Source organism: Corynebacterium sp. HMSC074C01 (genome assembly GCF_001814605.1).
GTDB lineage: Bacteria > Actinomycetota > Actinomycetes > Mycobacteriales > Mycobacteriaceae > Corynebacterium.
Window position 1 is genome coordinate 18,413 of the sequence record NZ_KV817278.1, and the last position, 26,915, is coordinate 45,327.

Genomic DNA, 26,915 nt, shown 5'->3' on the forward strand with positions numbered 1-26,915 from the left:
TTATGTCCGGGCGCAGCAATAGCTTCGTAGTCGTGGCCAACCGCCTACCGGTGGACCTCGAGACCGCCGCCGATGGCACCCGCGAGTGGAAGGCCTCCCCCGGCGGTCTCGTCACCGCGCTCTCCCCTGTCCTAGAAGAACACCAGGGCTGCTGGGTGGGCTGGCCCGGCGTGGCCGACGAGGCTCCCGAGCCTTTCACCACCGACAACGGTGTCCTGCTTCACCCGGTGCGCCTGACGCAGGAGGATTTTGAGGCCTTCTACGAGGGCTTTTCCAATGCCACCCTGTGGCCGCTCTACCACGACCTCATCGTCACCCCCATCTATAACCGCGACTGGTGGGACACCTACCGCGAGGTCAACCTGCGTTTTGCCAACGAGGTGGCGGCCGTCGCTGCGGAGAATGCCACGGTGTGGGTGCAGGACTATCAGCTGCAGCTCGTGCCTGGCATCCTGCGCCAGCTGCGCCCCGATCTCACTATCGGTTTCTTCCTCCACATCCCCTTCCCCTCCCCGGATCTCTTCCGCCAGTTGCCGTGGCGTGAGGAGCTGGTGCGGGGGCTTCTCGACGCCAACTTGATCGGCTTCCACCTCGAGTCCAACGCCCGCAATTTCTTGGAGCTGGCCCGCACTCAGGGCCTCACAGTAGAAGGCGAGGTCAGTACCCGCGAGGTGACCGCCCACATCGTGACGAATAGCGGTCATTCCGTCGGGGTCGGGGCCTTTCCCATCTCCATTGCGGCGAGTGAGTTCGCTGAGGGTGGCGATGCAGAGGACGTCGCCCAGCTCCGCGCTGAGTTGGGCAACCCCGCACACGTCATTTTGGGGGTCGACCGCTTGGATTACACGAAGGGAATCCTGCAGCGCCTCACTGCCTTCGAGGAACTCCTCGAGACCGGGGCACTGAATCCGGAAGAAGTAACCTTCGTCCAACTGGCTACTCCCTCGCGCGAGCGCATCGATCATTACCGCGCCACGCGTTCGAAGGTGGAGGAAGCTGTGGGCCGCATCAATGGACGCTTTGGGCGCCTCGGCGCGCCGGTGGTGCATTACCAGCACAGTTCCGTGCCGAAGGACGTCCTGCGGCGCTACTACCGGCTCGCGGACATCATGCTGGTCACGCCGTTCAAGGACGGCATGAATCTGGTGGCCAAGGAATACGTGGCTTCCCACAGCGATGGCTCCGGCGCACTCGTGCTCTCCGAATTCGCGGGCGCTGCAGCAGAGCTCACCCAAGCCAACTTGTGCAATCCCTTCGACATCGAGTCCATCAAGCGCGCGCTACTCTCCGCGGTCAAGGCGCTGGAGGAATCTCCTGAGACCATGCGCGAGCGCATGATTGCTATGAACGAGCAAGTCCGTCAGCACGATATCGCGCTGTGGTCGCAGTCCTTCCTCGGCGCGTTAAACCAGGAGCAAGCATGACGCAGCACCGAACAGCTGCAGTGCTCACCTCAGTGCTCAGCACAGCGCTGCTCGCGCTTGGGGTGGCCGGGTGCGCTTCCACAGAGGAGGAACCTACCCCACGCGGCGACGACCGCATTGTGGGGAAGGATTGGCAGGTCATTAACCTCTATACATCTCCGGATGCCCCTTCCTCCCTGCCCACCGATACCGCGTACGTGCCGCACATGAGCTTCGGTGAACACACCGCCGTGGGCTCAACTGGCTGTGTCTCCTTCACTGCTGAGGTTTCCTTCCACAAGGATGACAAGGCCTCCACGATCTGGGAGGGCGACGTAATGCGAGTGGAGAAAGCCACCTACGAGAGCCCGCCGCGCAGTGCTGATTGCGAGGGCTCGGTGCAGTGGGCCGATTCGCTCATGCGCAACCTCATCGCCGAAGGCCATGAATTTGACTTTGCCCTTAACCCCAACAATCAACTGGTCTTGACGCTGCGCACCGACAAGGTGGATTCCCCCATCATCCGCATGGCCTCACTGTAGCCCTGAAGATTTCAGCGCTAGGGTGGGGACCATGATTGATGCCCTTGCCTCCGCTGAACACCTCGCGGTCGTTTCCGACTTTGATGGCACCTTGGCAGGCTTTGCCCGTAACGCATATGAAGTAAGCCCAGAGCAGCGCTCGCTCGATGCCCTGGCCGCCCTAGCTCAACTCCCGAACACTACCGCCGCGGTGCTCTCTGGCCGGCACCTAGAGGGCCTAAAACAGGTGTGCCCGCTGCGCGAACCGGTGCTTTTTGGCGGCTCACACGGAGCTGAGTCCTCGTGGGAGAATTCCGCCCTCACCCCAGAAATGGAAGCGCATCTGGCTAAGAAGGAAACAGAGCTCAAAGAAATTATTGCCCGCCACCCCGGCGCGGAATTGGAAATCAAGCCCTTCCAGCGCGTGCTGCACCTGCGCGCATTGGAATTGCAGGACCCGGACGCCGCGGCCGCAGCATATGCGGAGGGAGAGGCACTAAGCGCCGATGGTTTCCCCAAGACTGCGGGCAAGTGCGTCGTCGAGTTTTCCGCAACGCAGGCCACGAAGGGCACATGGATAGCGGCCCTCCGCCAGCGCGTCGGGGCCACAGCGGTGGTCTTTTTAGGGGATGACACCACCGACGAAGACGGCTTCGCCGTGCTCAACCAGCCGCCGGACCTCGGTGTCAAGGTCGGTGAGGGCGATACGCAGGCGGCGCTGCGCGTGCCCGATATCGCGGCGGTGACGGAGTTCCTCGAAGAGCTCGCCGCCGCCCGCGCGCAGCACAGCGCTTAAGCCCCAGCCGGGGCCACGGTCCGCCCAGACTGAAAGGTAGTCGGCAACAGTGTGCGCGGCACCTCGCCGCGCCCCTCGATGAGGCGGGCCAGCATGCGCCCGGCCGCCGCCCCCTTCTCCTTGTTCGGCTGCACGACGGTGCTCAGCCCCAGCGCCAAGGCGGGCGCAATGCCGTCGAATCCGGTGACAGAAAGCTGCTCGGGCACCTCAATTCCATGATCGCGGGCATAAGCGATAACACCGAGCGCCATCGAATCCGTCGTGCACAACACCGCGGTGAGGTCCGGGTGCCTAGTCAGCAATTCCTCCGCAGCCGCATAGGCGGTGCGCGGATCATTGATATGGCGCGTCACCACGGGGATACGTGCAGGATCGAGGCCGGCTTGCCCGAAGACATCGAGTGCACCCAATACACGTGAGCGCTGCACGTGCATATCCGCCGCGGCCAGTTGCGCGGCCGTCACTTCGCCGTCGAGGCGTTCGCGGTGTAGGCGGATGGCAAGGATGCCGATGCGGGTATGGGAGGCGTCGACAAGCGCCTGCGCCGCCGGAGCGATCGCGGCGCGGTCATCGATGCCCACGAAGGGCAGGCCCGAGTCTGTGGGCTGGTCGCACACCACCACCGGCAGGCCGCGGCGCCGCACTGCTTCAAGGTAAGCATCACCCGCCGCCACGGAATAGACCACGAAACCGTCGACGGCAGCCGACCCTACGAGCTGCGCTGCCTGGGCGTCACTAGGAGCACCGACGGTATCTGGACCAGCGGGAATAAGGGTAAGCGTTGTGCTCGCCCCCGCTGAGGCCTCCGCCATCCCGGCGAGGAAGTCCACCGAGGCCATGTCTTCGAAGGCATAGGAGAGGTGCTCGGTGAGCAGGACCCCCAGCGAGCCCTGGCGGCGCGTGCGCAGGCTGCGCGCGGTGGGATCCGGGCCGGTGTAGCCGCGCTCAGCCGCGGCGGCGAGGATGCGCTCGCGGGTGGCAGGCGCCAGCTGGTCCGGGCGGTTATACGCGTTGGACACCGTGGTGGGAGACACCCCAAGTTCGGCGGCCAGGGAGGCCAGCGTCGTGCTGCGTTTGGACATGACGGTAACACTACCCGTTTTCAACTCATTATCATTTGACAACAATTTTCACTAACGCGTACAAATAGGGACATGACCACTTCCTTCTCACGCCGTGCTTTCCGACGTCCCACCGCTCTCCTCTTCGCCGCCACCTTGGGCGCTGCCACGCTGAGCGCCTGCTCTTCCAGTGGCGATAGCGCCGACGGCGGCTCGGATGCCGGTTCCGACAAGGAGACAATTCAGGTCGTCGCCTCGACCTCCATCTGGGCTGACGTGGCCCAGGCGGTGGTCAACACCGCGCAGACCGACGTGAACATCGACGTCCACCCCATCGTGAGTGGCAATAGCGTGGACCCGCACCACTTCGAGCCCACCGCTGCAGATATCGCCCGCGCCAACGAGGCCGACGTCATCATCGCCGGGGGCGGCGGCTACGATGCCTGGCTCTACCAGGCCGTCAAGAACCAGGACCAGATCATTCACGCCCTCCCGCTCACCGCACACGATCATGGCGATCATGATCATGGAGAGCATGATCATGGAGAAGAACACGACCATGCGCATGACCATGACGAACATGGTCATGAAGAAGGACACGAGCGTGCGCATGACCATGCGCACGAACACGAGCATGCGCATGACCACGCCCACGAAGGCGAGACCGTGACCATGGACGAGGCCAAGAAGATCGCCGCAGAGCACCCCGAGCAGATCACCAACATCGATGGCAACGAGCACGTGTGGTACGACGCCGCAGCCATCGAGAAGGTGGCGACCGAAGTGGCCGAGCTCGTTAACGAAACCAACCCAGAAGCCAAGGCCACTGCTGATCCGCTAGTCGAGCGCGTGGAGGGCCTGAAGGCACGCATCGAGAAGCTCCCGCAGCGCAACTACGCGCAGACCGAGCCCATCGCGGACTACATCTTCAAATACACCGAGAGCACCGACGCCACCCCGGAGGGCTACCGCAAGGCCACCGTTGCTGAAGGCGAGCCCACCGCCGCCGATTTGGCCCGCTTCCTTGAGGACATCAAGCAGGACAAGATCGACCTGCTCATCTTCAACCCGCAGACCGAAACCGACATGACCAAGCGAATCCGCGCCGCCGCCGAGGACAAGAACATCCCGGTGGTAGAGATTGGTGAAACCCCGCCGGAGGAGACCAACTTCCTCGACTACTACGAAGAAGTCGTCAATGCACTCGAGGCTGTGTAAGTGCTCATCTCTTTTAAAAATGCCGCAGTAGAACCACTGTGGTCGGACATGAACCTCGCCGTAGACCGCGGCGAGTTCATCGCCGTTTTAGGCCCCAATGGCGTGGGCAAGTCCACGCTGCTGGGAACCATTTTGGGCACCCGCCAGCTCACTGCGGGCAGCGTGGACGTTGGCTGCCGCGTGGGCTTTATCCCGCAGCAAAGAATGTTCCCGCAGGACCTGCCGCTGCGCGCCCGGGATCTCGTGTCGCTGTCCCTAGCACACGGCACGGTGCGCAACCGGCGCCCTGCCCGGGGACGCGTCGACGAGCTCCTCGCTGAGGTCGGTGCCACCGGAATTGCCAACCGCCGCGTGGGCCAGCTCTCCGGCGGGCAGCAACAGCTCATCCGCCAAGCCCAAGCCCTGGCCAATGACCCAGAACTCATCCTCGCGGACGAGCCGCTATTGTCCTTGGACCCGGCGCGGCAACAGGCAACCGTCGAGAAGCTCAATGCGTGGCGCCACGAGCGCGGCACCTCCGTGTTCTTCGTTACCCACGGCATCAACCCGGTGCTGGGCGTGGTGGATAAGGTGCTCTACCTTGCGCCCAATGGTCACATGTTCGGCACTGTCGATGAGGTCATGCGCTCCGAGGTGCTCTCGGAACTCTATGGCTCCTCCGTGACCGTTCTCAACGTCGATGGGAGGCTCATCGTTGTCTAGATTCATCGAAGATACCCAGTACCTGCTGGGCGTTGATTTCGTGCAATCCTCGCTCATCGCCTGCGCGCTGCTGGGAATCCTCTCCGGAGTGATGACCTCACTCATCGTCCTGCGCCAGATGTCCTTTTCCGTGCACGCCACCTCAGAGCTCGCGCTCATGGGCGCGGCCGCGGCTTTGCTGTTCGGCCTCAACATCGGCTTTGGTGCGATTGCTGGCGCCATCGTCGCGGCCATCATCCTGGCGGTTCTGGGGTTGAAAGGCCAACAAGACAGTGCCATCGGCGTGGTCATGAGCTTTGGCCTGGGCCTCTCGGTGCTCTTTTTGCACCTCTACCCCGGCAACGCCAAGACCGCGATGACGCTCCTGACGGGACAGATCGTCGGCGTTTCTTCCGCGTCGGTGTGGCTGCTCGCCGCCACGACCGCCATCATCGTTGCCGTGGTGGCGTTGTTCTGGCGCCCGCTGCTCTTCGCTTCTGCGGATCCCGTCATGGCCCAAGCCGCCGGCGTGCCGGTGAAGTCCTTGGCGGTCTGCTTCGCCATCCTCGTGGGCCTGACGGCCGCGCAGTCGGTGCAGATCGTCGGTTCCCTTCTCGTCATGGCGCTGCTCATTACCCCGGGCGCAGCGGCGGTACAGATTACCTCCTCCCCGCTGCGCGCGGTGGTGTGGTCCACCATCTTCGCGGAGGTCTCCGCCGTGGGCGGCCTGGTCCTCTCCCTGGCGCCGGGCCTGCCCGTCTCGGTCTTCGTCACGAGCATCTCTTTTGTTATTTACCTGGTCTGCCGCGGCATCGGCTGGGCTCGCAGCCGCAAGGCCGTCCGCGACGACGTCGCCGCCCGCCGCGCCTCCCAGGAACACTTCCGCGCCGCCACCGATCGCGCCGACGCCGAGACACACCACACCTCGACGCACGATGAGCACTGCGCGCATCAGGATTAGGCTAGATGCGTGACTTTGGAACGCCGTAGCCTCGAATTACAAGACCGCACCCGCACGTACCTCGTGTACCGCCCGAATGATGACGTCGAGCGCCAGAGAGACCTCCTCCTGTTCTTCCACGGCTCCCTGCAATCCGCGAACGTCATCCGCCGCTTCACTAACGGCACGTTCGATGACCTCGCCACCCGCCACGGCATGCTTGCGGTCTACCCCACCGGCGTGGAACAGCACTTTAACGATGCCCGCGCCACCCTGCCCGTCGCCGCGCGCGAACTGGGCATCGATGACGTCGCCTTCACGCGCGCCATCCTCGACGAGCTGCGCGCGGAGCAGGAGATTGGCCGCGTGTTCCTCTGCGGCTTCTCCAACGGCGGGCAGATGGTTATCCGCTTGCTCTTCGACGCCCCCGGGCTTGCCGATGCCGCCTGCGTCTTCGCCTCCACTCTCGGCGCCGGCGCCAACCATGCGCCCACCAATCCGGACTCGGCGTACCAACCCACCCCGGTCATGTTCGTCCACGGCACGGGCGACCGGCTCGCGCCCTATACGGGCGGAACGGCGGGCATTGACCCGAAGCGCACCCGCGGTGCCGTCACCGGCGCGCAGGAGAACGCCGCACGCTTCGCGGAGCTCAACCATGCCGCCGGCCCAGAGCGCACCCACCTTTTCCCCGACACCGTTGTCGACCGCTGGGAGCCGGCAGACGCCACCGGCGCGCCGGTCGAGCTCGTGAGCGTCGAGGGCATGGGCCACGTCATCCCGTCGGGCAACGAGCTGGACCCACGCCTGGGTAAAAACACGGATTCCTTCATCGCTGCCGAGCTCGTGGAGGAATTCTTCGGGCTCTAGACTGCACGTGCGCCCCATCGTGTCTCACTCCACTCAGCCCCAACCTCGGGTCGAGGCCGTTCGTAGGTGAGCGTCGAGAAGCAATAATTGTGGATTACCGACCAGTGCTTTGGCGATTCCTAGACGCTGTTTCATACCGAGCGAAGCATGCTCGCAGGAAACACTGTGGTGCAATGAAAGGCCTACAAGGGATAAAAGATCCTTCAGTTCATCATTCAGTGAACCTTGTTGTAGTGGTCGGCAATGTCGTTGACGATCGCGTAGAGGTCGCGTTCCATCGCGTAGGTTTTCTTTTCTCGCGTACTGACTAATCACACTTGCAACCCGTTGTTATCTAGAGAATTATTACGTCCCAGCGTGATGTTGCACACGTCTGTGCATGTATGTACTCTCGATGTCACGGTTTGCTGGCGAAGATTCTTCAAGTTACCCGCAGCTGAATCTGTACAAGGTGAAAACGGCAGGCAAAGGACCGAGTCGTCCTCGTCTCTAAGCCGTGGAACCCCAATCCTCCAGAACCTTGTATTCGGCACACGCACGCAATCTGAATGTTCAAGATGTGAAGTACTGGCCAGCAACCAAGAAGTAAAGATCGCCATCCAGCTTTCTCGGCCCTGAATCTAGCATCCGGAGGCGTAGAGAAACTCACGCAACGACTGAAACGCCAGCGTCTGTGTCACGTCGCGCAGCTCAAGGAAGAACCCATCTTCTGTAATTTCAACAATCCGCGCACCGGGGATGGCTGCCACAATCGGCGAGTGCGTCACCACGATGAACTGCGCACCCGCCTCCGCGGCGCGATGGATTTCCGCCATGAGCGTCATCTGCCGCACGAGCGAAAGCCCAGATTCCGGCTCGTCGAGGATGTAGAGCCCGCGCCCATCAAAGGAACGCTGCACGACGTCCATGACGGACTCGCCATGCGACATCGCGGTCGAACCAACGTTGTAGTGCGCCTCCGCTCGCAGGAAGTAGCCGTCCTTGGGCGCGGTACCTAGCCGCAGGCTCGCCCACCTCCGGAGGGGATTGATGGGACCGGCGGAGCGCTGCACACCCCATATCCCACCGCGCTCAGGAAAGCCGTACTCGAAGGCAATGCCCTCGGCGAGCGTCGACTTTCCTACCCCGTTGTCCCCGGTCAGCACGGTCACCGGCGCACGCAGGTCCAGTCCTTGGCGTCGCAGCGCCACGAAACCAGGAACGGAGGACACCCACTCAGGTCCGTGGCCGCCGTCCAGCGCGGCATAGGCGTCGACATAGAAGTCTCTCATTCGCCCTCCCCAATAAGAAACGCGGCGGTCCCCAATGGATCGGCAAGGAACTCGCGCGCGGCGTGGACAGCTTCCGTCGCTTCGGGAGCGACGGGCGCAATCCCCTTGTCGCCGAACGCGTAGACGGTCGCGCCTTGCATGCTGAGGAAGACTGGCGAGTGCGTCGCGAGGATGACCTGCGCGCCCTGGGCGGCGAGGCGCTCGAGCTGCGTGACAACCTCGACCTGCCGGGGATAGGACAAGCCGTCTTCCGGCTCGTCGAGAATGATCATTCCGTCAGAATGGAAGCGTCTCTCGACGAGGGCGAGCAGACCCTGGCCGTGGCTGAGAAACGGCAGGTCACTGAGCGGATCGGGATTCTCCGGGCTGTGGATCTGGTGGTGATACTCGCTCAAGTTGAGGAAGGTCTCGCCGCGCAAGAAGTACACGTCGCGCGGGTTGTGCGCCCGCGAGCAGATGAGCCACTCGGGATAGTCCTCGTCGCCGGTGGCAAACCGGGCGTGGCGCGAGCCGCCCTCGGGATTGACGCCAAGCCCCACGGCGATGGCCTCGAGCAGCGTGGATTTTCCGGCGCCGTTATCCCCCACGACGACGGTCACGGGCGTAGGCAAACGCAAGGCGCCGCCGGGCAGCGCTGCGATGAGCACGCCCAGGCGGCGCATGTGTTCCGGCACGCCGGGCAGTCCCTCCCCAATAAGCTCCGGGGCGGGACGCACACTCGTGAGGAACATGGCGACGAAAGCGTGAGCCTACTTCTGGGCCGCGCGACGCTGGCGGGCGAACTCGGAAAGCACCGCACCTGCCGCCACGGAGGCGTTGAGGGATTCAACCCAGTCGGTCATGGGGATGGACATGATGGCATCGCAGTTCTCGCGGACGAGGCGCGAAATGCCTTTGCCCTCAGAGCCGATGACGATGACAACGGGGTCGGTGCCACCGTTGTAAGTATCGAGGGTGTGCTCGCCTCCCGCATCCAGGCCAACAACCTGGTAGCCGGCCTTCTGGAAGTCCTGGACCGTGCGGGTCACGTTGGTCACGCGAGCCACCGGCAAGCGCGCGGCGGTGCCGGCGGAGGTACGCCAGGCCACCGCGGTGACGGAGGCGGAGCGACGCTCTGGGATGATGACACCATGGCCGCCGAAGGCCGCGACGGAGCGGATGACTGCGCCGAGATTGCGCGGGTCGGTGATGTTATCGAGGATGACGAACATACCCGGTTCCTGGGCATCGCGGGCCCGATCCATCAGGTCATGAACGTCGGCATACTTGTACGGCGGGATCTGCAGACCAATGCCCTGGTGCATGCCGTTACCGGTCATGCGATCCATCTCGTGGCGCTGGACCTCAAGGATCGGGATGTTGCGGGTATTGCACATGGCCACTGCCTCCGACAGGCGGGCATCATTACGCGTGCCCTGCACGATGTAGAGGGAGGTAGCAGGCACCTTGGCGTGCAGGCACTCGATGACCGGATTGCGGCCGACGACCATCTCCGCGGTCTCCTTGTGGTGGCGGCCCGAATTACGGCGCTCGCGCTCCAGCTTCGCCTTGTGCTTGGCGTGGTAGATACGGTCCTCGGCCTTGGGCGTGGGCCCCTTGCCGGCTAGGCCCTTGCGGCGCTGGCCGCCAGAACCTTTCGTGGCGCCCTTCTTATTCGTCTTGCGGATACCTGCGCCGCCGCGGCCATGGGTACGTGCCATAGTTCTTCTCCTTATGTTGTCCTCGGCCTATGCCAAGGACGGTTAATCCGCCAGGGACCAGGTGGGGCCGTCGGCGGTGTCGATGATGGTAATACCCGCGGCTGCAAGGCGGTCGCGCACGGCGTCCGCAGTAGCCCAATCCTTTTCTGCGCGGGCGGTGGTGCGACGCTCCAGTTCGGCCCGAACGAGAACGTCCAGGGCCGCTTCAGCGCCGCTTTCTTCGGCACTATCTTTCCACTGTTCATCCAAGGGATCAAAGCCAAGAACCGCGGCCATGGCGCGCACGGCACCGGCAAGACGCTCGGCTTCCTCCCGGTTGCCTTCACTGAGCGCCTTATTGCCCGCGCGCACGGTGGTGTGGATTTCCGCCAGCGCCTTCGGCACAGCAATGTCATCGTTCATTGCTTCCTCGAAGGCCGGGGTCCACTCGCCCTTCTCGACACCCTCGAACTTGCCCACAAAGTCCTCGATGCGGCGATAGCCCGCCGCGGCCTCGGTCAGTGCTGCCTCCGAGTATTCCAATACCGAGCGGTAGTGCGCGGAACCCAAGTAGTAGCGCAGCTCCACCGGGCGGACGATCTCCAGCATGTTGGCAATGGAAAGCACGTTGCCCAGGGATTTCGACATCTTCTCTCCGGCCATGGTGACCCAGTGGTTGTGCATCCAGTAGTTGGCAAACTTGTCACCCGCCGCATGCGACTGCGCAATCTCGTTCTCGTGGTGCGGGAACTGCAGGTCCAGGCCGCCGCAGTGAATATCAAACTCGCCGCCCAGGTAATAGGTCGACATGGCCGAGCACTCCAGGTGCCAGCCCGGGCGGCCCTTGCCCCACGGGGTAGGCCAAGATGGCTCGCCCGGCTTAGCCGCCTTCCACAGCGCAAAGTCCTGCGGGCTGCGCTTGCCCACGGCATCCGACTCGCCCTGCTCCATGTCCTCGACGCGGTTGCCAGACAACGCACCATAGTCCGAGCCTTCCGTGGCATTCCACGCCGCGACGTCGAAGTAGACGGAACCGGAATCACCTTCGCCAGGCACGGCATACGCGAAGCCGGCGTCGATAAGCCGCTGCATGTACTCCACCATCTGCGTCACAAAGCCCGTCGCGCGCGGCTCTACAGAGGGCGGCAAAACGCCCAGGGTGTTATAAGCCTTGGTGAACTCGCGCTCATAGGTGGATACCCACTCCCACCAAGGGCGATTATTCTCGGCTGCCTTGGTGAGGATCTTGTCATCGATATCGGTGACGTTGCGCACCAAGGCCACGTCATAGCCCTGCGCGATAAGCCAGCGCCGCAGAATGTCGAAGGCGACGCCGGAGCGCAGGTGGCCAATGTGCGGCTGGGACTGCGGGGTGGCACCGCACAGGTAGATCGACGCTTGGCCGGGGCGAACCGGCTCGAACTCACGTTGGCTGCGGGTGGCGGTATCAAAAATGCGCAAAGTACTCACCCGGCCTAGTCTAATTGACTCGGGCGCGGCGGCTAGCGCGAGACGGCTTAGGCGCGCCAGACCACGGCCGTTGCCACGGCAGCGCGGCCCTCCTTGCGTCCGGTGAAACCGAGATGATCCGTCGTCGTCGCAGAGACGGACACTGGGGCACCGAGAATTTCGGTCAGCACGGACTCGGCTTCCTTCCGCCGCGGGCCCATCTTGGGGCTCTGACCAACCAGCTGTGCGGCGGCGTTGCCAATGGTGAAGCCTTCCTTCTCCAGCAGCTCGCGGCACTCACGCAGCAGCTGGGCGCCGGAGACCCCGTCGTACTCTGGCCGGCCCACGCCGACGAAGGAGCCGAGGTCGCCGAGGTTGGAGGCGGAGAGCAAGGCGTCGACAAGCGCGTGGCTCACCACGTCCCCATCGGAGTGGCCCTCGCAGCCATCCGCGTCCTCGAAGAGGAGACCTGCGATCCAGCAGGGCTTTCCGGGCTCGATCTGGTGGGCGTCGGTGGCGATTCCCACACGCGGGATAATCGGGTTAGTCACTAGGCACCTCGAAGATGGTCGGTTCGGCCTCATCCGTCACGGCCTTGGCCAGGACGAGGTCGATGGGGGTGGTGATCTTGAAGGCGAAGGTATCTCCCTGCACGGTCTCCACGCGCTCGCCGTGCCATTCCATGAGGCTGGCGTCATCGGTGGCGACGAAGTCAGGGTCCTGCGCCCAATAGTCTAGGTTGGCGCGGCGCAGCGCAGCCAGGTCAAAACCTTGCGGCGTCTGCACGGCACGCAAGCGGGAACGGTCCGGGGTGGACAGGACCGTGGTGCCCTCCACCTCTTTGATGGTGTCCGCCACGGGAAGGACCGGGATGACTGCGGTGGCACCGTCGAGCACGCGCTTGGCGACGCGCGCGATCATCCCCGGCGGCGTCAATGCACGGGCGGCGTCGTGGATGAGCACCACGGCATCCTCATCCGGGATGGCCTGCAGACCCGCCCAGACGGAATCGGCGCGCTCACCCCCGCCGTGGACGATGCGCACGGGAACATCAGAATCGATGCGGTTGAGGATACTGGCGGCATAACCCTCCATGGAGGGGCTAACGAGAACAATGATCTCATCGACGAATTCCGAGGTGATCATGGCCCGGACGGAACGCTCCAGCAAGGTGCGCCCGCGCAGCTCCACGTAGGCCTTGGGAACCTCGGCCCCGAGGCGCGTCCCCTGACCGGCGGCCGCGACGAGAGCAATGACGCGGGCGGTGGAACGGGTATTAGTCTTCGTCGTCGAAGGAGAGGTCATCGAGATCGACGTCATTGTCAATGTCGGTGGTAATGGACTTGTCCTCCACCAGGCCGGCGGCGCGGTGGCGCTCGATGGTGGCGTTGATTTCCTCCATCATGGTGTCAGCCTTCTTCTCATCAACCGGCTTGGCCAGGGAGAGCTCACCGACCAGAATCTGGCGGGCCTTGGCCAGCATGCGCTTCTCACCGGCGGACAGGCCACGGTCCTGGTCGCGGCGCCACAGGTCACGCACGACTTCCGCCACCTTGTTGATATCGCCGGAGGCGAGGCGCTCCTGGTTGGCCTTGTAGCGGCGGGACCAGTTGCCGGCCTCCTCAACGTCTACTTCGCGCAGGACGGAGAAGACCTTTTCGAGGCCTTCCTTGCCCACGACATCGCGCACGCCCACCATCTCAACGTTCTTGGAAGGCACACGGACCACCAGGTCGGACTGGTTGATTTGGAGAACGAGGTATTCGAGCTCCTCGCCGCCCATCTCCCGCGTTTCAATCGCCGTAATCTTGGCGGCGCCGTGGTGGGGGTAGACGACGACCTCTCCGACCTTAAATTCCATTGCCACTCCTTGTGAAGCCTTTGAGACGATGCCCATCGTGTGCGCTCGGCGTACTCTCGGTGGGCCGCATATACAGGGAGTCTATTCTAGCACGCTGCTTTCTACCCCTCCTCCCCCGCCCAGGTGCTGCGCACTGACTGCACTACACCACAATGGCGGCTGATATAAAGCCCGGCTACCCCCGGTCTACCCAAGGGGTTTAGCGGAAACTGTGTGCTTTCCCCCCAGAGGTACTAGGCTAAAGCGTTGATAAGCTTTGTGATCGCAATTCAATGGAGGACACTCACAGTGCAGTCCCTGAAGTCCGCCGCTCGCTGCGGTGCCATCATGTCAGTTACCGCCCTCTCCGCGCTGGCCTTGGCGTCCTGCTCGGCCGGTCATGTTGCGCAGACCGCGGAAAAGGTGATTGCTGTCGACGGCGCATCCGCAAGCTCCGAAGATGGCAAGGTGGCCGTACGTGACGTCACCATTCAGGTTGAGCCGGACACCGGTGAGACCTCCCTGAAGTTCGTCGCCGTTAACCAGGGCTACAAGGTTGATGACGTTACCCTCGAGTCCGTCAGCGTCGATGGCCAGGACGTCCCTCTGGAAGGCGTCGAGCCGCTTCCGCGTGATCATGCCCTCTACGCCGATTCCCAGGCGAACCTGGACCGCCTCCCCAAGGATGGCAAGGACGAAAAGATCACCTACGTGACCACCTCCCTGGAGAATGAGGACTATGGCTTTGGCGGCTCCCGCCCGGTGACCTTCACCTTCAACACCGGCACCATTGAGGTTGATGCCACCGTGTCTGCCTCCCCGCTGCAGTCCGGCAACTATGACCGCGACCCGCAGTCCACCGAGGGCTACGCCGAGAACAAGTAGGCCTTTCTTCATAGAAACCGCCCCAGCTGCCAAAGTTGCAGCCCGTGATTCAAAGTTCCGGGAAAACTTTGGCAGGTGGGGCGGTTTCTTTTACGTTTTTACATAGCGTTAAGAGAGAGAAGAAGAGCCGTCCCGCGGTACATGGCCTGCACCGTCCTGCAGGCTGACGTCGATGTCCACGCGGCTTACTAGAGTGAGAAGCATGGCAAAAAAGGTTCGTCCCGTCCACACCTGCTCCGAGTGTGGCTTCGTCTCCCCCAAGTGGCTTGGCCGCTGCCCCGAGTGCGGCTCTTGGGGAACGCTTCAGGAAACCGCGGCGGCAGAGAGCGGTACTGCTGCCCAAGCTGCGGTGTCTGGGCGCCGTCCCACAGGCCTAACACCGACGAGCCCGGCGGTGCCGATAACCAAAGTGGGCGCGTCAGCAACGAAGGCCATCAATACCGGCATTGGGGAGCTTGACCGAGTCTTGGGCCGCGGCATCGTCCCCGGTTCGGTGGTGCTCATGGCGGGTGAGCCGGGAGTCGGCAAATCCACACTCCTGCTTGAAGTCGCTTCCCGCTGGGCGCAGCTAGGACGCACTGCACTTTATTCCACCGCAGAAGAATCCGCCGGGCAGGTCCGCGCCCGCGCTGAACGCACAGGGGCTTTGCACGAGACGCTCTACCTCGCGGCTGAGTCGAACCTCGACGTTGTCTTTGGGCACGTGGAGCAGCTCAAACCCAGCCTGCTCATCGTGGACTCCGTTCAAACCATGCACGCCGCCGGAGTCGAAGGCGTGGCCGGCGGCGTGGCGCAGTCGCGCGCGGTGACCGCTGCCCTGACCACGCTGGCCAAAACCACCGGCATCCCCATCCTCCTCGTCGGGCACGTGACTAAAGACGGCAACGTCGCCGGCCCGCGCGTGCTTGAGCACCTCGTGGACGTCGTCCTGAATTTTGAAGGTGACCGTCAATCCTCCCTGCGCCTTCTCCGGGGCCTGAAGAACCGCTTCGGTGCCACCGATGAGATGGGTTGCTTCGAGCAAACTGCGGCCGGTATTCGGGAGGTCGCGGATCCTTCTGGCCTCTTCCTCTCCCACCGCGGCAGCACCCCGGATGGCTCGGCGGTGACCGTCGCCATGGATGGTGTGCGCCCGATTCTGGCTGAGGTCCAGGCTCTCACCGTAGATCCAGTGGCGAAGAACCCGCGGCGCGTGGTGACGGGGCTTGATGCCAACCGCGTTCCCATGGTGCTCGCGGTGTTGCAGGCCCGCGCGGGCGAACGCACCAATGACAAGGATGCCTATGTGGCCACGGTGGGCGGCATGAAGATTCAGGAACCGGCAACGGACCTTGCAGTGGCCCTTGCCACGTGGTCCTCCTTGCACGAGCGGCCTTTGCCGCCGAAGACCGTGGTCATTGGGGAGGTTGGCCTCGCCGGCGAGGTGCGCCGCGTGCCCAACTTAGACCGCCGTTTGGCGGAAGCTACCCGCTTGGGTTACCGCTACGCCATCGTCCCGCCCGGAAAGGTGGAGGTCAGCGGGGGCATGCAGGTGCGCCAGGCAGCGACGCTAAGCGAAGCAATCGCTGCGCTTAAAGCAGATTGAAGGGGAGCGCCGGGGAGTAGTTCTCACCGATGACGGAGTGCAAGAAATAAGCACCTGGCTCAGCGTCCTCGCGGTCGGTGCACTTGCCTGGCTCGGAGCGCTTACGGGACCAATCCGCTTGGAAGTAGCGGGTCTCACCGGATTTGAAGGTCTGCTTGCCGGTTTCCACCGAGGCATAGCAATCGGTATCGGCCCACACGCGCTCGTTAGAGCCCATCTTGTAAACCTCGAAGCGCAGCTGTTCCTCATCCAGATCGATGGAGCAATCTGCCGTCGTCGGGTTAAAGACCTCCAAGTAGAAGGTCGGCATCTTATCGGCCGGAACGCTGTCCTCGTTAGTCTTGGCCAGCACCTTGAGGTCTTGGAGGGAACACGTCTTCTTGGTGGGATCGACGGTCAACTCCCCCGGCTTCGCCTCAGACGATGGCGCTTCCTTGTCCTGCTCGCCTTCCTTCGGCTCAGCAGATTCCGAGGCTTCAGCGGATCCCTCGGCCGCGGTGGACTCGGTTGTCTCGACCGGCGAGGTGGTTTCCTTCGAAGGTGCCAAGGTATCCGAAGCCGCTGCCTGCTGCGATTCCGTTCCCGGTTCCTCCGAACCGCTAAAAAGCGCGGTGGCAGCCCAAATAAGAACGATCACGAGTACCAAGATCGCCACGAGCGCGGCGACGCGACGGCGCACATAGATCTCTCGCGGCAGCTGCTTCGGGGTACGGGATGGCTCAGTCACAGCTCTTAGTTTAAGGGGACCGAAGCCTAACCCGGGCCAGCCCGGGGCCGCGTGTCTTGAGCAGCAGCTTCTATGCACTCACCCGAGTAACCGGGTGAGTACAACGGTTACTTCACGCCGTGTAGGACGACGGTTTCCACGCTAGAATCCTCAAGGAGGTAGCGCAGGCCGACGATGCCGAGCGTGCCGGCGTCGAGAAGCCGGCGTGCAGCCGGAATATCGGAGATGATCTGGGAAACCACCTGCGCGGTGTTTTCGCGCTCGAAGTCAGCGCACTCTTCGCGGCCATCGCGCTTGGCCACCAGCGAGGCCGCGGCAACTTGCTCGATGATCGGGCGCTGCAGGCCCGTGGGCAATTCGCCACCATCCAGGAAGGCCTTAGCCGCGCCCACTGCACCGCAGGACTGATGCCCCATGACAACGAGCAGGTTGGCGTGGAGATTTTCTAAGGCGTAATCCAGCGAGGCCATCACCGCGCTGTCCAAAATGTGGCCCGCGGTGCGGATAACGAAGGCATCGCCGAAACCAATGTTGAACACGTGCTCGATCGGCGCGCGGGAATCGGAACAGGCCAACACAATGACGCGCGGGTCTTGCCCCTGGGTCAGCCCGGCGCGCAGCTTCGCATCCTGGTTAACGTCGATGAGGTTGCCCGTAACCAGGCGATGGTTACCTTCCTGGAGGGCTTCCCACACTTTCTGTGGATTCTGAGGAACTTTAGCTAGAGGCATGTTTCTTAGCTTAGTCCTCAGAGCCCTACACTGAGGTGCCTATGGATACCCAAGCTGTCGTGGAATGGTTCGATGCCCATGAGCGCCCCTTGCCGTGGCGCCGGCCGGGCACCTCAGCGTGGGGTGTGCTCTTAAGCGAGGTTATGAGCCAACAAACCCCGGTCGCTCGCGTGGCCCCACAGTGGGAGGAGTGGATGCACCGCTGGCCTACCCCACAAGACCTCGCGGCGGCATCCAAAGCAGATGTGCTGCGCGCCTGGGGAAAGCTGGGCTACCCGCGCCGCGCGTTGCGCTTGTGGGAGTGCGCGAAGGAGATTGGTGAGGGGGAGGTTCCGGGGGACGTCGCCAAGCTCTTGGCGTTACCGGGGATCGGTGAGTACACCGCCCGTGCTGTGGCCTGTTTCCATTTTGGGCACAACGTTCCGGTGGTGGATACCAACGTTCGCCGCGTCTATGCCCGCGCAGAGGAGGGGCGCTTCCTCGCGCCACCTCCCGCAAAACGCGAGCTGGCGCAGGTAGAAGCTTTGCTTCCGGAAGAGAACAGCCCGCGCTTTTCCGCCGCACTCATGGAACTCGGCGCCTTGGTGTGCACGGCCAAGAACCCGGACTGTGCCGCCTGCCCCATCAAAGCCTCGTGCGCTTGGCAGCTCGCGGGCTGCCCGGAGCCTAGTGAGGAGGAGGCCGCGCGGGCGAAAAAGCGCGTGCAGAAGTTCACCGGCACGGACCGGCAGGTGCGCGGGCTGCTTCTCGACGTCCTCCGCGCCACCCCTCATCCCGTCGAGCAATCCGCGCTCGACGCGGTATGGCCAGATGCGGCACAGCGCTCGCGCGCACAAGCCTCACTACTCGAGGATGGGTTGATGGATGTCAACGACGAGGGTTTGTTCCACCTGCCGCACTAGGCACGTGTGAGAAGTCGATGAGGTGGCCGAAGGTCCAGTCGCGGTCAGTCAACAGGCGGGCGAGGATGAGCCCGCAGCCAATGGCCGCCACGGCCATCGAGGCGGTAGCGAAGTTGCTCAACGCCTGGTCCATGTTGCCCACATTAAGGTGGTAAACGGTGCGGAACATGGAGGTTCCTGGGATCATGATGACGGACGCCGGCACCGTCGTGGTGATGCGCGGTAGATGCGCGCGCTTGGAGGCCACCGCACCCAAGAGCCCCACGATGAGACCGCCGGCGAACGCGCCGACGTAAGTCGTGGCCCCGACCCCGATGAGGATTAGGCGTACGAGGTTAGCCACCGTACCCACCGCGGCCGCCACGAGCACCATCCGGCGCGAGGAGTTAAAGAGGAACGCGAATCCGGAAATGCCCAGGAAGCTGGCTGCTGCGGCGGCGAGGTACCACACAGGTGCATAGTCCGGGATTCCCGGTTCCGGGGTCAGCTCCGTGGTCCAGCTGACCAACGCCACGGTAAAGGTCGCAGCGGTGATCACCGTCAGCGCGTAAGTCAGGCGGGATAACCCGGCCTCGAAGTCGAAGCGCGCGAGATCAATGAGCGCGGAGAACAACGGGAAACCGGGAATGAGGAAAAGTACGGCGGCCACATAGCCCGAAGAAAACTCCGATGGATCCGCCACTCCGGCGGCGGCCACGGCCTCGGTGGTGAAGAAGTACACGAGGCTAGCCACCGTTCCAGCCGCCACGATGCAGCCCAGCTGGTGAACGTGCTTGCCGTGTAGGACCGCGCGGGTGAGCTGGCCACAAAAAGCGGCGAGAGCCACCAGCAGAATCGCCAGCGGCGTAAAGAAGTTCAGGACCGCGAAAGAGGCGCACGCAATCGCCGCCGCGGCCGCCAAGAACCAACGATTCCACCGCTTGACCACCCTCGACTCGATGGAATCAAGCATCTCCGTGAGCTCTTCAGCCGTAATGCCCGCGTACAGCCTGTGATGGGTAAGGTCCTCCAGCGCCTCAATGCGGGAGGCGTCGACGGCGGGTGAATGCTGCTGGGCCACCACGGTGCGAAACTCGCGGCCGCGGTGAAACGTGCATGTTATCTGGGTGACGCCGACGTTGGCGTCGAGCCGATCAAAGCCGAGCGCGCGGGCGGCACGCTTCATGCCGCGCAGCACGCGGTAGCCGGACGTTCCCGCACCCATGAGCATCATGCCTAGGCGCAGGACGACGTCGGCCTCGTACCCCATGCGGACATAGTCGCTGTTGGGGTGAGAAGTCATTAGCGCCAGCGTCCCCGGAAGTTCAGACCGCCGGGCAGGTTGACCCACATGCCGCCGCGGGAGTTAAAGGTCACGGGGCCGACCTTCGTCGACATCGACGCACCGGAGCCGGAAACGTTGATCCAGCTGTTCTTTCCGGTCTTCTTGCGCTTACGAAAATAGATTCCCATGCGCGCTAGCTTAGCGCAGCGAAGTCGCTGCACCCCAGCGAAAGAAGGATTAGTCTAACGACATGAAACTGATCTCTCCCCGCGCCCTCCTAGCCGCCCTCGCACTCGCGGCTACCGCACTGGCACCCGCAGTGGCATCGGCGGCGCCCGGCACGCCGGTCTCCTCGCATCCGATCGATCACGTGGCTGCCATCTCCGGAGTCAAAGCCGAGAAGATTTCCTACGAATCCACCCTCATGGACGGCCGCCTCACCACCGTCACGGGTGTCATTTACGAGCCTTCCGCTGCGTGGAACGGCCCAGGTGAGCGCCCCACCATCGTCTTCGCACCCGGTACCCGCGGCGCGGGTGATCAGTGTGCACCGTCTAATGCCGCACAATCGGTGGGCAACCTCGCTCTGGGTCCGGCCAACCAGGTCACCCTCAATATGAACTACGAGTACGCGCTCTATCAATACGCCGCGCAACAGGGCGTGCGCGTGGTCACGACGGACCTGGTTGGTCTCGGCACGCCAGGTCACCACACCTACGTCAACCACGTTGAGGAAGCGCACGCGGTTCTCGACGCCGCCCGCGCCACCCTCCGCCACGTCAACGCGCCGGCCGATGCCCCCGTTGGCTTCGCCGGCTATTCCCAGGGTGGCGGCGCCGCCGCGGCCGCAGCCGAGTACGCGGCAACCTATGCTCCTGAGCTCAACGTCAAAGGCACCTACGCCGGCGCCCCACCGGCTGATCTCTTCGAGGTTATGAACGCGGTCGATGGCTCCTCCATCGTTCACGTTTTGGGCTATGCCATCAACGGCTATGCGGAGCGCAGCCCTGATTTTTATAACGAGATCGTCACCGAGATGAACCCGCGCGGCATGCACTTCCTCGCCAGTGCCGCCCACGCCTGCATCGGCGATTCGATCGCGACGTGGGGCTTTACCCATACCAGCCAGCTGACCAAGACGGGTGAGTCCTTCGGCGAGCTCGTCCGACGCAAGCCAGCCGCCGCCCAGATGCTCGCGGAGCAACGACTGGGCCAGCGTGCCCTCAACGCCCCGATGTTGGTCATGAACTCCCCCACCGATGACCTCATCCCCTACGAGCAGTCCCGCACGATGGCGGGCAACTACTGCTCACTCGGCGGCACCGTCCAGTTTGAGGCCGCGAACCCCGTCGATATTCTCCCCCGCTCTGGGGCTAACCACGCCGTTGGCATCATCAGCTCGGTTCCACGCGGCGTGGATTATCTGATTGACCGCTTCAAGGATGTCCCTGCACCCTCTAACTGCCAAGCTTCCTAAGGGCTTAGTGCAGAGGCTCTAGTGCAAACCGCCCAGGGATGCGAATGGCTCCTCGGCCTGGATGTCGTGCAAGGGCACGCGCACCCAAGGCGAATCACTGTGTGCGAGCAGCTCGGTGAGCCGTTGCGATTGATCCTTCATCGCAGCGGTGACGTCGGGCTCACCATCACTCGCCCAGATCATTCGGCCCCACCAGAAACTTGCGGCTACGTCAGCCCACGACACGAAGTAGCGCTGCAGGGTCGCCACGGCCTTGTCCGAAATCTGAAGGAACTCTTCTGGAGAGATCCACCCCAGCTCCGTTGCCGGGCCACCAACGTTGTGAACACGGATTATGTCCCATGCGCGCGTAGTGGTGGGCAGTGCCGGGGCCGCTGCTTTGGCAAAGCCCTCCGAGCGCAACATCCTTACGAGGTAGCGGAACTTATGTTCACCACGACGCGGATCCGCGCCTTGGGCAATAAAGAAGTCTTTGATGAACTCGACCTTTTCCTCCACTTCCGCATCTAGCTCGCGCTCGGGGACGTCCTTCACGGCGTATGCGAGGGGTAAAACCAGGTCATTTTCCACGTGCTGGCCACCTTCGAGCAGAGCATCAATAACCTGATACGCTTCCTGTGCACCAGTGACCCCCCAGTTTTGCTCGAGAGATGTTTTGTAGTACTTGGCCGCCCTTGCGTTGATGGCCTCAACCCCTAGCGGGGTCGCAAACGCCTTATTGCTCTTGTACACCATTCCCCAAGAGTGGCGGCGCACCTCATCTTTGCTCGGCGCCGGCTCCGGCCACGGGAACTTTGTAAGGCGGTAGATCCAAGTATCATCAAACTTTGCTGGCGTGAACGTTGAGCTCATACCCACTCAACGTACCGAGGTTTCTGGCGCGGTTCCGTGGTGCCCCATCCATCACCCCTATGCTGGGGGGTGATCTACGCCATAATTCAGCACACCCAGTCACAGTTTTTGATGGGTTGTTAGTCTCGTGTGCATGACAGGACCCCAAATTGCATTGACAGACCGGCCAGATCTCGGTGCTGCACTTAAACGTGCTGGTGATTCCGAGATTGTGCACGCTGCCGCCGCAGCCGTTGTAGAAGGCCTTGGTGTCGACGAAATTGTGCTGGAAGCCGCCGCCACGAAAGCAAGCGGGGTGGATGGTGCCGCGTTTGTCACCAACCGCAGGATCCTCGTGACCGCCGATAAGAAGGATCCAACTCATTTTGAGTTCCTTGAACTTGACAACCTAGGCAACGTCACAGTTCTGCCCTACCAGGATGGCTGGGCCGTCGTGGCTCAGCTCTACAACACATACAAAGTGTGGAGCGGGTTCACGGAAAAGGCCGCGCGTCGCGTGCAGTTTGCCGCCCAGTGGGCCCTGACCGCAGGCCGGGAGGCACGAACGGAGGCCTCGCGCACGGTGTCTTCGGAGGAACTTTTTAAACGGTGGAAAGAAAACAAGCACCGTCTCAATCGCGACAGCGTAGAAGCGCGTGTTGAGTCGATGCGCTCCCTGTATTCCGACATTGATTCACGGTGGTGGACTGAATAATGAGCCGACTTGCATACCCGGGTTCGCCCGATCACCTTAACGGGGCGGAAGACACGTCACACATCAAAGAAGGCCAGACAGTTGCGGATAATGGCTACCGCCATTTCATCAAGCATGGCTCACTACTAGACCCAGGCGCGGCTTCGAAGAATGCATCGGGCACTGCCTCCACGTCGAACCCCACCGCGGGCACGACAGGTGTCCACACCGATGGCCCGAAGCAAGGCCTCAGTGTAAAGAAGCAGCTGTTGCTCCTTCCGCTAGTAATCGCGGTCATCGTGGTGGTAGCGATTGGTTACGTCGCAGCTAAAGACGCTCTCTTTGGTGACAAGTCTGAGGATTCGGCCGCTCCTGCGCAGCCCGCCGCTGAAGCACCTGCCGATTCCGGGGCTTCCAACGGTGACACCGACGGCGCGACCGGTGGCGATTCTGCTGGCGACGCTCAAAGCGGCCTCACCCCCGCCGACCAAGCACCCGAGCCGATTGCTGACTTCGTGGAAGTGTGCACAGATTATGAAGTGATGTTCAGCTACTACGGCGCGGATAACTCCCCTGCCCCAGAAGCGAAAGGCATCAACTGTTCCGTGGATACTACGAAAGCACCTGAGGTTGGTTACGTAGTCTTCACCGATGACCCTGCCGCCACCGCTGCCGTTCGTGACGGCAAACCCGTCTTGAAGGCCGCTGAGATTTCCGCAGAATCAACGCGCGGTTCCACATTCAAGGCCCAGCGATTGGAGGCCATGTTCACTGTTCAGGAAATCCTCCCTGACGATAAGGGCATCGTTGAGTACATGATCAAGAGTGATGACCCTGAGGTGGCAAAGAAATCACTGGTAGATCTCGGCGTGGCCAAGTAAAACCGCATCGATTCGCCCACCGTTTTTCATTTTCATTTAATTGTCAATAGGCACCGGCGGTGATAGGCTGAGTGCATGGCACACGAGCACCACGACCACGATCACTCCAGCACGCCGCTGCGCGCACTTATAATCGCGCTGAGCATTACCGGCACCGTCTTCTTCGCGGAGTTGATCGGCGGCTGGTTGGCGGGTTCGATGGCGCTGATGGCGGATGCGATGCATATGCTTTCCGACGCCGCCGGGCTCATCATTGCGGTGATCGCGGTGTTGATTGGGCGTCGACAAGCATCAGCCCAGGCCACATACGGCTACCGGCGAGTGGAGGTGCTTGCGGCGCTGGCAAATGCGGTGATGGTGCTGGCGATCTCGGTGTGGATTGTCGTCGAAGCGGTGCGCCGCCTGCAGAACCCGGCCGAGGTGCAGGGCGAGGCAATGCTGATCATCGCGGTGATCGGTCTCGTGGCGAATGCGCTATCGGCGTGGGTGCTCCACCGGCACCGCGAATCCTCGATCAACGTGGAGGGCGCGTTCTTGCACGTGCTGGTGGATTTGCTCGGTTCGGTCGCCGTGATTGTGGCGGGCATCGTGGTGCTGACCACGGGGTTTGTGGCGGCGGACGTGATCGCCTCCCTCGTGATCGCGGCGATGGTGCTGCCGCGTGCCTGGCAGCTCATGCGTTTGTCGGCGAGCGTGCTACTCGAGCAGGTTCCGGCGGGCTTCGACGCCAGCGTGATCGAGCCCGCACTGCGGCAGGTCGACGGCGTTGCCGATATTCACGACCTGCACCTATGGAGCCTGGACGGAGTAAACGTGCTTACGACCGTGCATATCGTGCGCGACGGCACCGTCGACACCGGCCCACTGTTGGATGCCGCCCAGCACGCCCTGCGCGAACACGGCATCGAGCACTCCACCATCCAGATCGAGCACCCGGAGCACGAATCCCACGAGACAGTGTGCTGATTCAGTTCTAATACTGGACCGGTCATGGTGTTAAAGAGGGATTAGATTCCGCCGCGCCCGATCGCGCAAAGAAAGCCCCGAACCGCACGGAGTGTCACTCGCATGCGGTTCGGGGCTATTCCTTATGGGCCCAGTGTAGGGCCCGAGTCAGCGCTTAGAGCGGCTGGCCAGCACCGGCACCTGCCGGCGGCGGGTTGCCGTCATCACCATCATCGTTGTGGGATTCCTCAGCGGAGTCGCTACCAGACTCATCGAGGACGTCCGGGGCGACAGTGTCGGGGCCATCGGAGTCTGGGCCGTGAGTTTCGGCATCGATCTCGGTGGCGAGTTCCTCATCGGCCTCACGCACGGCGGTCTCCTCAAGCTCCTTGTCGAAGGTATCCTCCGGCAGCGGGCGCGGACGCGGGGTGAAGGTAAAGGATGCGGAAGAGTTGTCCTTGGACTCGCCGTCCCAGCCTTCAACATCCACGGTGATGATCTCACCGGCGCCAATTTCACCGAAGAGGATCTTCTCGGAGAGCTGATCCTCAATCTCGCGCTGAATGGTGCGACGCAGCGGGCGAGCACCCAAGACCGGGTCGAAGCCACGCTGAGCCAGCAGATCCTTGGCCTTCTGGGTGAGCTCGATGCCCATGTCACGCTCGGAGAGCTGCTTCTCCACGCGGGCGATGAGCAGCTCCACCATCTCGACGATCTGCTCCTGGGTGAGCTGGTGGAAGACCACAATCTCATCGATACGGTTGAGGAACTCGGGGCGGAAGTGCTTCTTCAGCTCATCGTTGACCTTGTTCTTCATGCGCTCGTACTGCGCATCCGCATCATTCTCGGAAGAGCCGGTGAAGCCCAAGCCCACGGCCTTCGAGATGTCCTGGGTACCCAGGTTCGAGGTGAAGATGAGCACCGTGTTCTTGAAGTCCACGATGCGGCCCTGACCATCGGTCAGGCGGCCATCCTCCAGCACCTGCAGCAAGGTGTTGTAGATCTCCTTGTGGGCCTTCTCAATCTCATCGAAGAGCACCACGGAGAAAGGCTTGCGGCGGACCTTCTCGGTCAACTGGCCGCCTTCCTCGTAGCCAACATATCCCGGAGGGGCACCGAAGAGGCGGGAGGCGGTGAAGCGATCGTGGAACTCACCCATATCGATCTGGATGAGGTCATCATCCGAACCGAAGAGGAAGTTAGCCAGCGACTTCGACAGCTCCGTCTTACCCACACCGGACGGGCCGGCGAAGATGAAGGAACCGGAAGGACGACGCGGGTCCTTCAGACCAGCACGGGTGCGGCGGATGGCGCGGGAGACAGCCTTGACGGCATCGTCCTGGCCGATGATGCGCTTATGCAGCTCCTCCTCCATGTTGAGGAGACGGTTGGACTCCTTCTCGGTGAGCTTAAGAACCGGAATGCCGGTCCAGTGAGCGAGAACCTCTGCGATCTGCTCCTCACCGACCTCGGCGATCTCCTCCAAGTCACCAGAGCGCCACTGCTTTTCCTTCTCCGCACGCTCTTCACCGAGCTTGCGCTCCTTATCGCGCAAACCAGCGGCCTTTTCAAAGTCCTGGGCGTCGATCGCGGCTTCCTTCTCCTTGCGGACCTCGGCGATGCGGTCATCGACCTCACGCAGGCCCTCCGGAGCGGTCATGCGCTTGATGCGCATGCGGGCACCGGCCTCATCGAGGAGATCCACGGCCTTATCCGGCAGGAAGCGGTCGTTGATGTAGCGGTCAGACAGGGAGGCGGCAGCCTTGAGAGCTTCATCCGTGTAGGACACGCGGTGGTGTGCCTCGTACTTATCGCGCAAGCCCTTGAGGATCAGAATGGTGTCATCGAGGGAAGGTTCTTCCACCTTGACCGGCTGGAAGCGGCGCTCGAGAGCAGCATCCTTCTCAATGTGCTTGCGGTACTCATCCAAGGTGGTGGCACCAATGGTCTGCAGCTCGCCGCGAGCCAACTTCGGCTTCAACAGCGAGGCAGCATCGATAGCGCCCTCAGCGGCACCCGCGCCAACCAAAGTGTGGATCTCATCGATAAAGAGGATGATGTCACCGCGCTGGTTAATCTCCTTAAGCACCTTCTTCAGGCGTTCCTCGAAGTCACCGCGGTAGCGCGAACCAGCCACCAAGGAGCCCAGGTCCAGCGAGTAGAGCTGCTTATCCTTGAGGGTCTCCGGGACCTTGCCGTTAACGATATCGAGAGCCAGGCCTTCGACCACGGCGGTCTTACCCACGCCGGGCTCACCGATGAGC

The 26,915-nt window shown here is 62.7% G+C and carries 29 protein-coding genes; 14 read left to right on the forward strand and 15 right to left on the reverse strand.

The features are described 5' to 3' along the window. Positions 1-2 precede the first annotated feature (2 nt). Genes HMPREF2978_RS05760 through otsB form a run of 3 tightly spaced genes read left to right on the forward strand, consistent with a single transcriptional unit; the run spans position 3 to position 2,720 of the window. Entirely contained in the window at positions 3-1,424 is a 1,422-nt protein-coding gene (locus tag HMPREF2978_RS05760; protein WP_070744573.1) for an alpha,alpha-trehalose-phosphate synthase (UDP-forming), read from the forward strand. Further along, on the forward strand, positions 1,421-1,945 hold the full coding sequence (locus tag HMPREF2978_RS05765; RefSeq protein ID WP_070744574.1) for a hypothetical protein: 525 nt from the start codon (positions 1,421-1,423) through the stop codon (positions 1,943-1,945). Before HMPREF2978_RS05760 ends, HMPREF2978_RS05765 begins: the two co-directional genes overlap by 4 nt. Positions 1,946-1,976: 31 nt before the next feature. After that, complete coding sequence (otsB, locus tag HMPREF2978_RS05770) at positions 1,977-2,720, forward strand: trehalose-phosphatase (RefSeq protein ID WP_070744576.1); 744 nt, start codon at positions 1,977-1,979, stop codon at positions 2,718-2,720. On the opposite strand, the gene HMPREF2978_RS05775 is transcribed toward otsB, so the two are convergent. After that, positions 2,717-3,802 carry a LacI family DNA-binding transcriptional regulator gene (locus HMPREF2978_RS05775; RefSeq protein ID WP_070744578.1) on the reverse strand — a complete coding sequence of 362 codons (1,086 nt, stop codon included), beginning with the start codon at positions 3,800-3,802 and terminating at the stop codon, positions 2,717-2,719. The genes otsB and HMPREF2978_RS05775 overlap by 4 nt on opposite strands. Before the next feature lie 72 nt (positions 3,803-3,874). Between HMPREF2978_RS05775 and HMPREF2978_RS05780 the strand changes: the two genes are divergently transcribed. The 4 genes from HMPREF2978_RS05780 to HMPREF2978_RS05795 are packed head-to-tail and all read left to right on the forward strand — an operon-like array spanning position 3,875 to position 7,490. Next, entirely contained in the window at positions 3,875-4,999 is a 1,125-nt protein-coding gene (locus tag HMPREF2978_RS05780) for a metal ABC transporter solute-binding protein, Zn/Mn family (protein ID WP_070744580.1), read from the forward strand. Continuing rightward, entirely contained in the window at positions 5,000-5,701 is a 702-nt protein-coding gene (locus tag HMPREF2978_RS05785; protein WP_070524566.1) for a metal ABC transporter ATP-binding protein, read from the forward strand. Next, positions 5,679-6,641 (forward strand): metal ABC transporter permease, encoded by a 963-nt coding sequence (locus HMPREF2978_RS05790; RefSeq protein WP_210386945.1) that lies wholly within the window; start codon positions 5,679-5,681, stop codon positions 6,639-6,641. The genes HMPREF2978_RS05785 and HMPREF2978_RS05790 overlap by 23 nt, the downstream gene beginning before the upstream one ends. Before the next feature lie 9 nt (positions 6,642-6,650). Next, positions 6,651-7,490 carry a CE1 family esterase gene (locus tag HMPREF2978_RS05795; RefSeq protein WP_070524571.1) on the forward strand — a complete coding sequence of 280 codons (840 nt, stop codon included), beginning with the start codon at positions 6,651-6,653 and terminating at the stop codon, positions 7,488-7,490. 33 nt (positions 7,491-7,523) lie between these two features. Here HMPREF2978_RS05795 and HMPREF2978_RS12805 read toward each other — a convergent pair whose 3' ends face one another. The 8 genes from HMPREF2978_RS12805 to HMPREF2978_RS05830 form a co-directional block, all read right to left on the reverse strand. After that, positions 7,524-7,805 carry an ATP-binding cassette domain-containing protein gene (locus tag HMPREF2978_RS12805; RefSeq protein ID WP_080550367.1) on the reverse strand — a complete coding sequence of 94 codons (282 nt, stop codon included), beginning with the start codon at positions 7,803-7,805 and terminating at the stop codon, positions 7,524-7,526. Positions 7,806-8,110: 305 nt separating this feature from the next. After that, on the reverse strand, positions 8,111-8,761 hold the full coding sequence (locus HMPREF2978_RS05800; protein WP_010188886.1) for an AAA family ATPase: 651 nt from the start codon (positions 8,759-8,761) through the stop codon (positions 8,111-8,113). Continuing rightward, the gene (locus tag HMPREF2978_RS05805; RefSeq protein ID WP_246818734.1) at positions 8,758-9,435 is read right to left on the reverse strand and encodes an AAA family ATPase; all 678 of its coding nucleotides are present in this window, start codon (positions 9,433-9,435) and stop codon (positions 8,758-8,760) included. Before HMPREF2978_RS05805 ends, HMPREF2978_RS05800 begins: the two co-directional genes overlap by 4 nt. A gap of 75 nt (positions 9,436-9,510) precedes the next feature. After that, entirely contained in the window at positions 9,511-10,461 is a 951-nt protein-coding gene (gene rlmB, locus HMPREF2978_RS05810; protein ID WP_070524573.1) for a 23S rRNA (guanosine(2251)-2'-O)-methyltransferase RlmB, read from the reverse strand. 42 nt (positions 10,462-10,503) lie between these two features. After that, a complete protein-coding gene (gene cysS / locus HMPREF2978_RS05815; RefSeq protein WP_070744582.1) occupies positions 10,504-11,910 on the reverse strand; it encodes a cysteine--tRNA ligase in 1,407 nt (468 codons plus the stop codon). Positions 11,911-11,957: 47 nt separating this feature from the next. After that, positions 11,958-12,440, reverse strand: a complete 483-nt coding sequence (ispF, locus tag HMPREF2978_RS05820; RefSeq protein ID WP_070744584.1) for a 2-C-methyl-D-erythritol 2,4-cyclodiphosphate synthase — start codon at positions 12,438-12,440, stop codon at positions 11,958-11,960. Then, positions 12,433-13,194, reverse strand: coding sequence for a 2-C-methyl-D-erythritol 4-phosphate cytidylyltransferase (gene ispD, locus HMPREF2978_RS05825; RefSeq protein ID WP_070744586.1), 762 nt, complete (start codon positions 13,192-13,194; stop codon positions 12,433-12,435). The genes ispF and ispD overlap by 8 nt, the downstream gene beginning before the upstream one ends. Next, complete coding sequence (locus HMPREF2978_RS05830; protein ID WP_010188874.1) at positions 13,166-13,750, reverse strand: CarD family transcriptional regulator; 585 nt, start codon at positions 13,748-13,750, stop codon at positions 13,166-13,168. Before HMPREF2978_RS05830 ends, ispD begins: the two co-directional genes overlap by 29 nt. Positions 13,751-14,038: 288 nt before the next feature. On the opposite strand from HMPREF2978_RS05830, the gene HMPREF2978_RS05835 reads away from it, so the two are divergent. Together HMPREF2978_RS05835 and radA are read left to right on the forward strand one after the other, a co-directional pair. Beyond that, the gene (locus HMPREF2978_RS05835; protein ID WP_070524581.1) at positions 14,039-14,614 is read left to right on the forward strand and encodes a hypothetical protein; all 576 of its coding nucleotides are present in this window, start codon (positions 14,039-14,041) and stop codon (positions 14,612-14,614) included. Positions 14,615-14,816: 202 nt separating this feature from the next. After that, a complete protein-coding gene (gene radA, locus HMPREF2978_RS05840; RefSeq protein WP_070744588.1) occupies positions 14,817-16,199 on the forward strand; it encodes a DNA repair protein RadA in 1,383 nt (460 codons plus the stop codon). Here radA and HMPREF2978_RS05845 read toward each other — a convergent pair. Beyond that, on the reverse strand, positions 16,186-16,926 hold the full coding sequence (locus HMPREF2978_RS05845) for a hypothetical protein (RefSeq protein ID WP_070524585.1): 741 nt from the start codon (positions 16,924-16,926) through the stop codon (positions 16,186-16,188). The two genes, radA and HMPREF2978_RS05845, sit on opposite strands and share 14 nt — an antisense overlap. 107 nt (positions 16,927-17,033) lie before the next feature. After that, the gene (locus HMPREF2978_RS05850) at positions 17,034-17,657 is read right to left on the reverse strand and encodes a carbonic anhydrase (RefSeq protein ID WP_070524587.1); all 624 of its coding nucleotides are present in this window, start codon (positions 17,655-17,657) and stop codon (positions 17,034-17,036) included. Between the two features lie 41 nt (positions 17,658-17,698). Here HMPREF2978_RS05850 and HMPREF2978_RS05855 point away from each other — a divergent pair, with 41 nt between their 5' ends. After that, the gene (locus HMPREF2978_RS05855) at positions 17,699-18,559 is read left to right on the forward strand and encodes an HhH-GPD family protein (RefSeq protein ID WP_070744590.1); all 861 of its coding nucleotides are present in this window, start codon (positions 17,699-17,701) and stop codon (positions 18,557-18,559) included. On the opposite strand, the gene HMPREF2978_RS05860 is transcribed toward HMPREF2978_RS05855, so the two are convergent. Both HMPREF2978_RS05860 and HMPREF2978_RS12810 read right to left on the reverse strand, forming a co-directional pair. Beyond that, on the reverse strand, positions 18,525-19,841 hold the full coding sequence (locus HMPREF2978_RS05860; protein WP_070744592.1) for a threonine/serine exporter family protein: 1,317 nt from the start codon (positions 19,839-19,841) through the stop codon (positions 18,525-18,527). The genes HMPREF2978_RS05855 and HMPREF2978_RS05860 overlap by 35 nt on opposite strands. Continuing rightward, positions 19,841-20,011 carry a DUF4236 domain-containing protein gene (locus HMPREF2978_RS12810; RefSeq protein WP_010188861.1) on the reverse strand — a complete coding sequence of 57 codons (171 nt, stop codon included), beginning with the start codon at positions 20,009-20,011 and terminating at the stop codon, positions 19,841-19,843. The genes HMPREF2978_RS05860 and HMPREF2978_RS12810 overlap by 1 nt, the downstream gene beginning before the upstream one ends. 62 nt (positions 20,012-20,073) lie before the next feature. Here HMPREF2978_RS12810 and HMPREF2978_RS05865 point away from each other — a divergent pair, with 62 nt between their 5' ends. Continuing rightward, entirely contained in the window at positions 20,074-21,300 is a 1,227-nt protein-coding gene (locus HMPREF2978_RS05865; RefSeq protein ID WP_070744594.1) for a lipase family protein, read from the forward strand. 18 nt (positions 21,301-21,318) lie between these two features. Here HMPREF2978_RS05865 and HMPREF2978_RS05870 read toward each other — a convergent pair whose 3' ends face one another. Beyond that, on the reverse strand, positions 21,319-22,152 hold the full coding sequence (locus HMPREF2978_RS05870; RefSeq protein ID WP_070524597.1) for a DUF1266 domain-containing protein: 834 nt from the start codon (positions 22,150-22,152) through the stop codon (positions 21,319-21,321). A gap of 133 nt (positions 22,153-22,285) precedes the next feature. Between HMPREF2978_RS05870 and HMPREF2978_RS05875 the strand changes: the two genes are divergently transcribed. The 3 genes from HMPREF2978_RS05875 (at position 22,286) to HMPREF2978_RS05885 (ending at position 24,672) form a co-directional block, all read left to right on the forward strand. Beyond that, on the forward strand, positions 22,286-22,846 hold the full coding sequence (locus HMPREF2978_RS05875; protein ID WP_070524599.1) for a hypothetical protein: 561 nt from the start codon (positions 22,286-22,288) through the stop codon (positions 22,844-22,846). Further along, positions 22,846-23,706, forward strand: a complete 861-nt coding sequence (locus tag HMPREF2978_RS05880; RefSeq protein WP_070524601.1) for a hypothetical protein — start codon at positions 22,846-22,848, stop codon at positions 23,704-23,706. Before HMPREF2978_RS05875 ends, HMPREF2978_RS05880 begins: the two co-directional genes overlap by 1 nt. 75 nt (positions 23,707-23,781) lie before the next feature. Next, positions 23,782-24,672, forward strand: a complete 891-nt coding sequence (locus HMPREF2978_RS05885; protein WP_070524604.1) for a cation diffusion facilitator family transporter — start codon at positions 23,782-23,784, stop codon at positions 24,670-24,672. A 154-nt stretch (positions 24,673-24,826) separates the two neighbouring features. Here the strand turns inward: HMPREF2978_RS05885 and HMPREF2978_RS05890 are convergent. Then, positions 24,827-26,915 (reverse strand): ATP-dependent Clp protease ATP-binding subunit (locus HMPREF2978_RS05890; protein WP_070744596.1); only part of this gene is annotated, 2,089 nt, incomplete at its 5' end.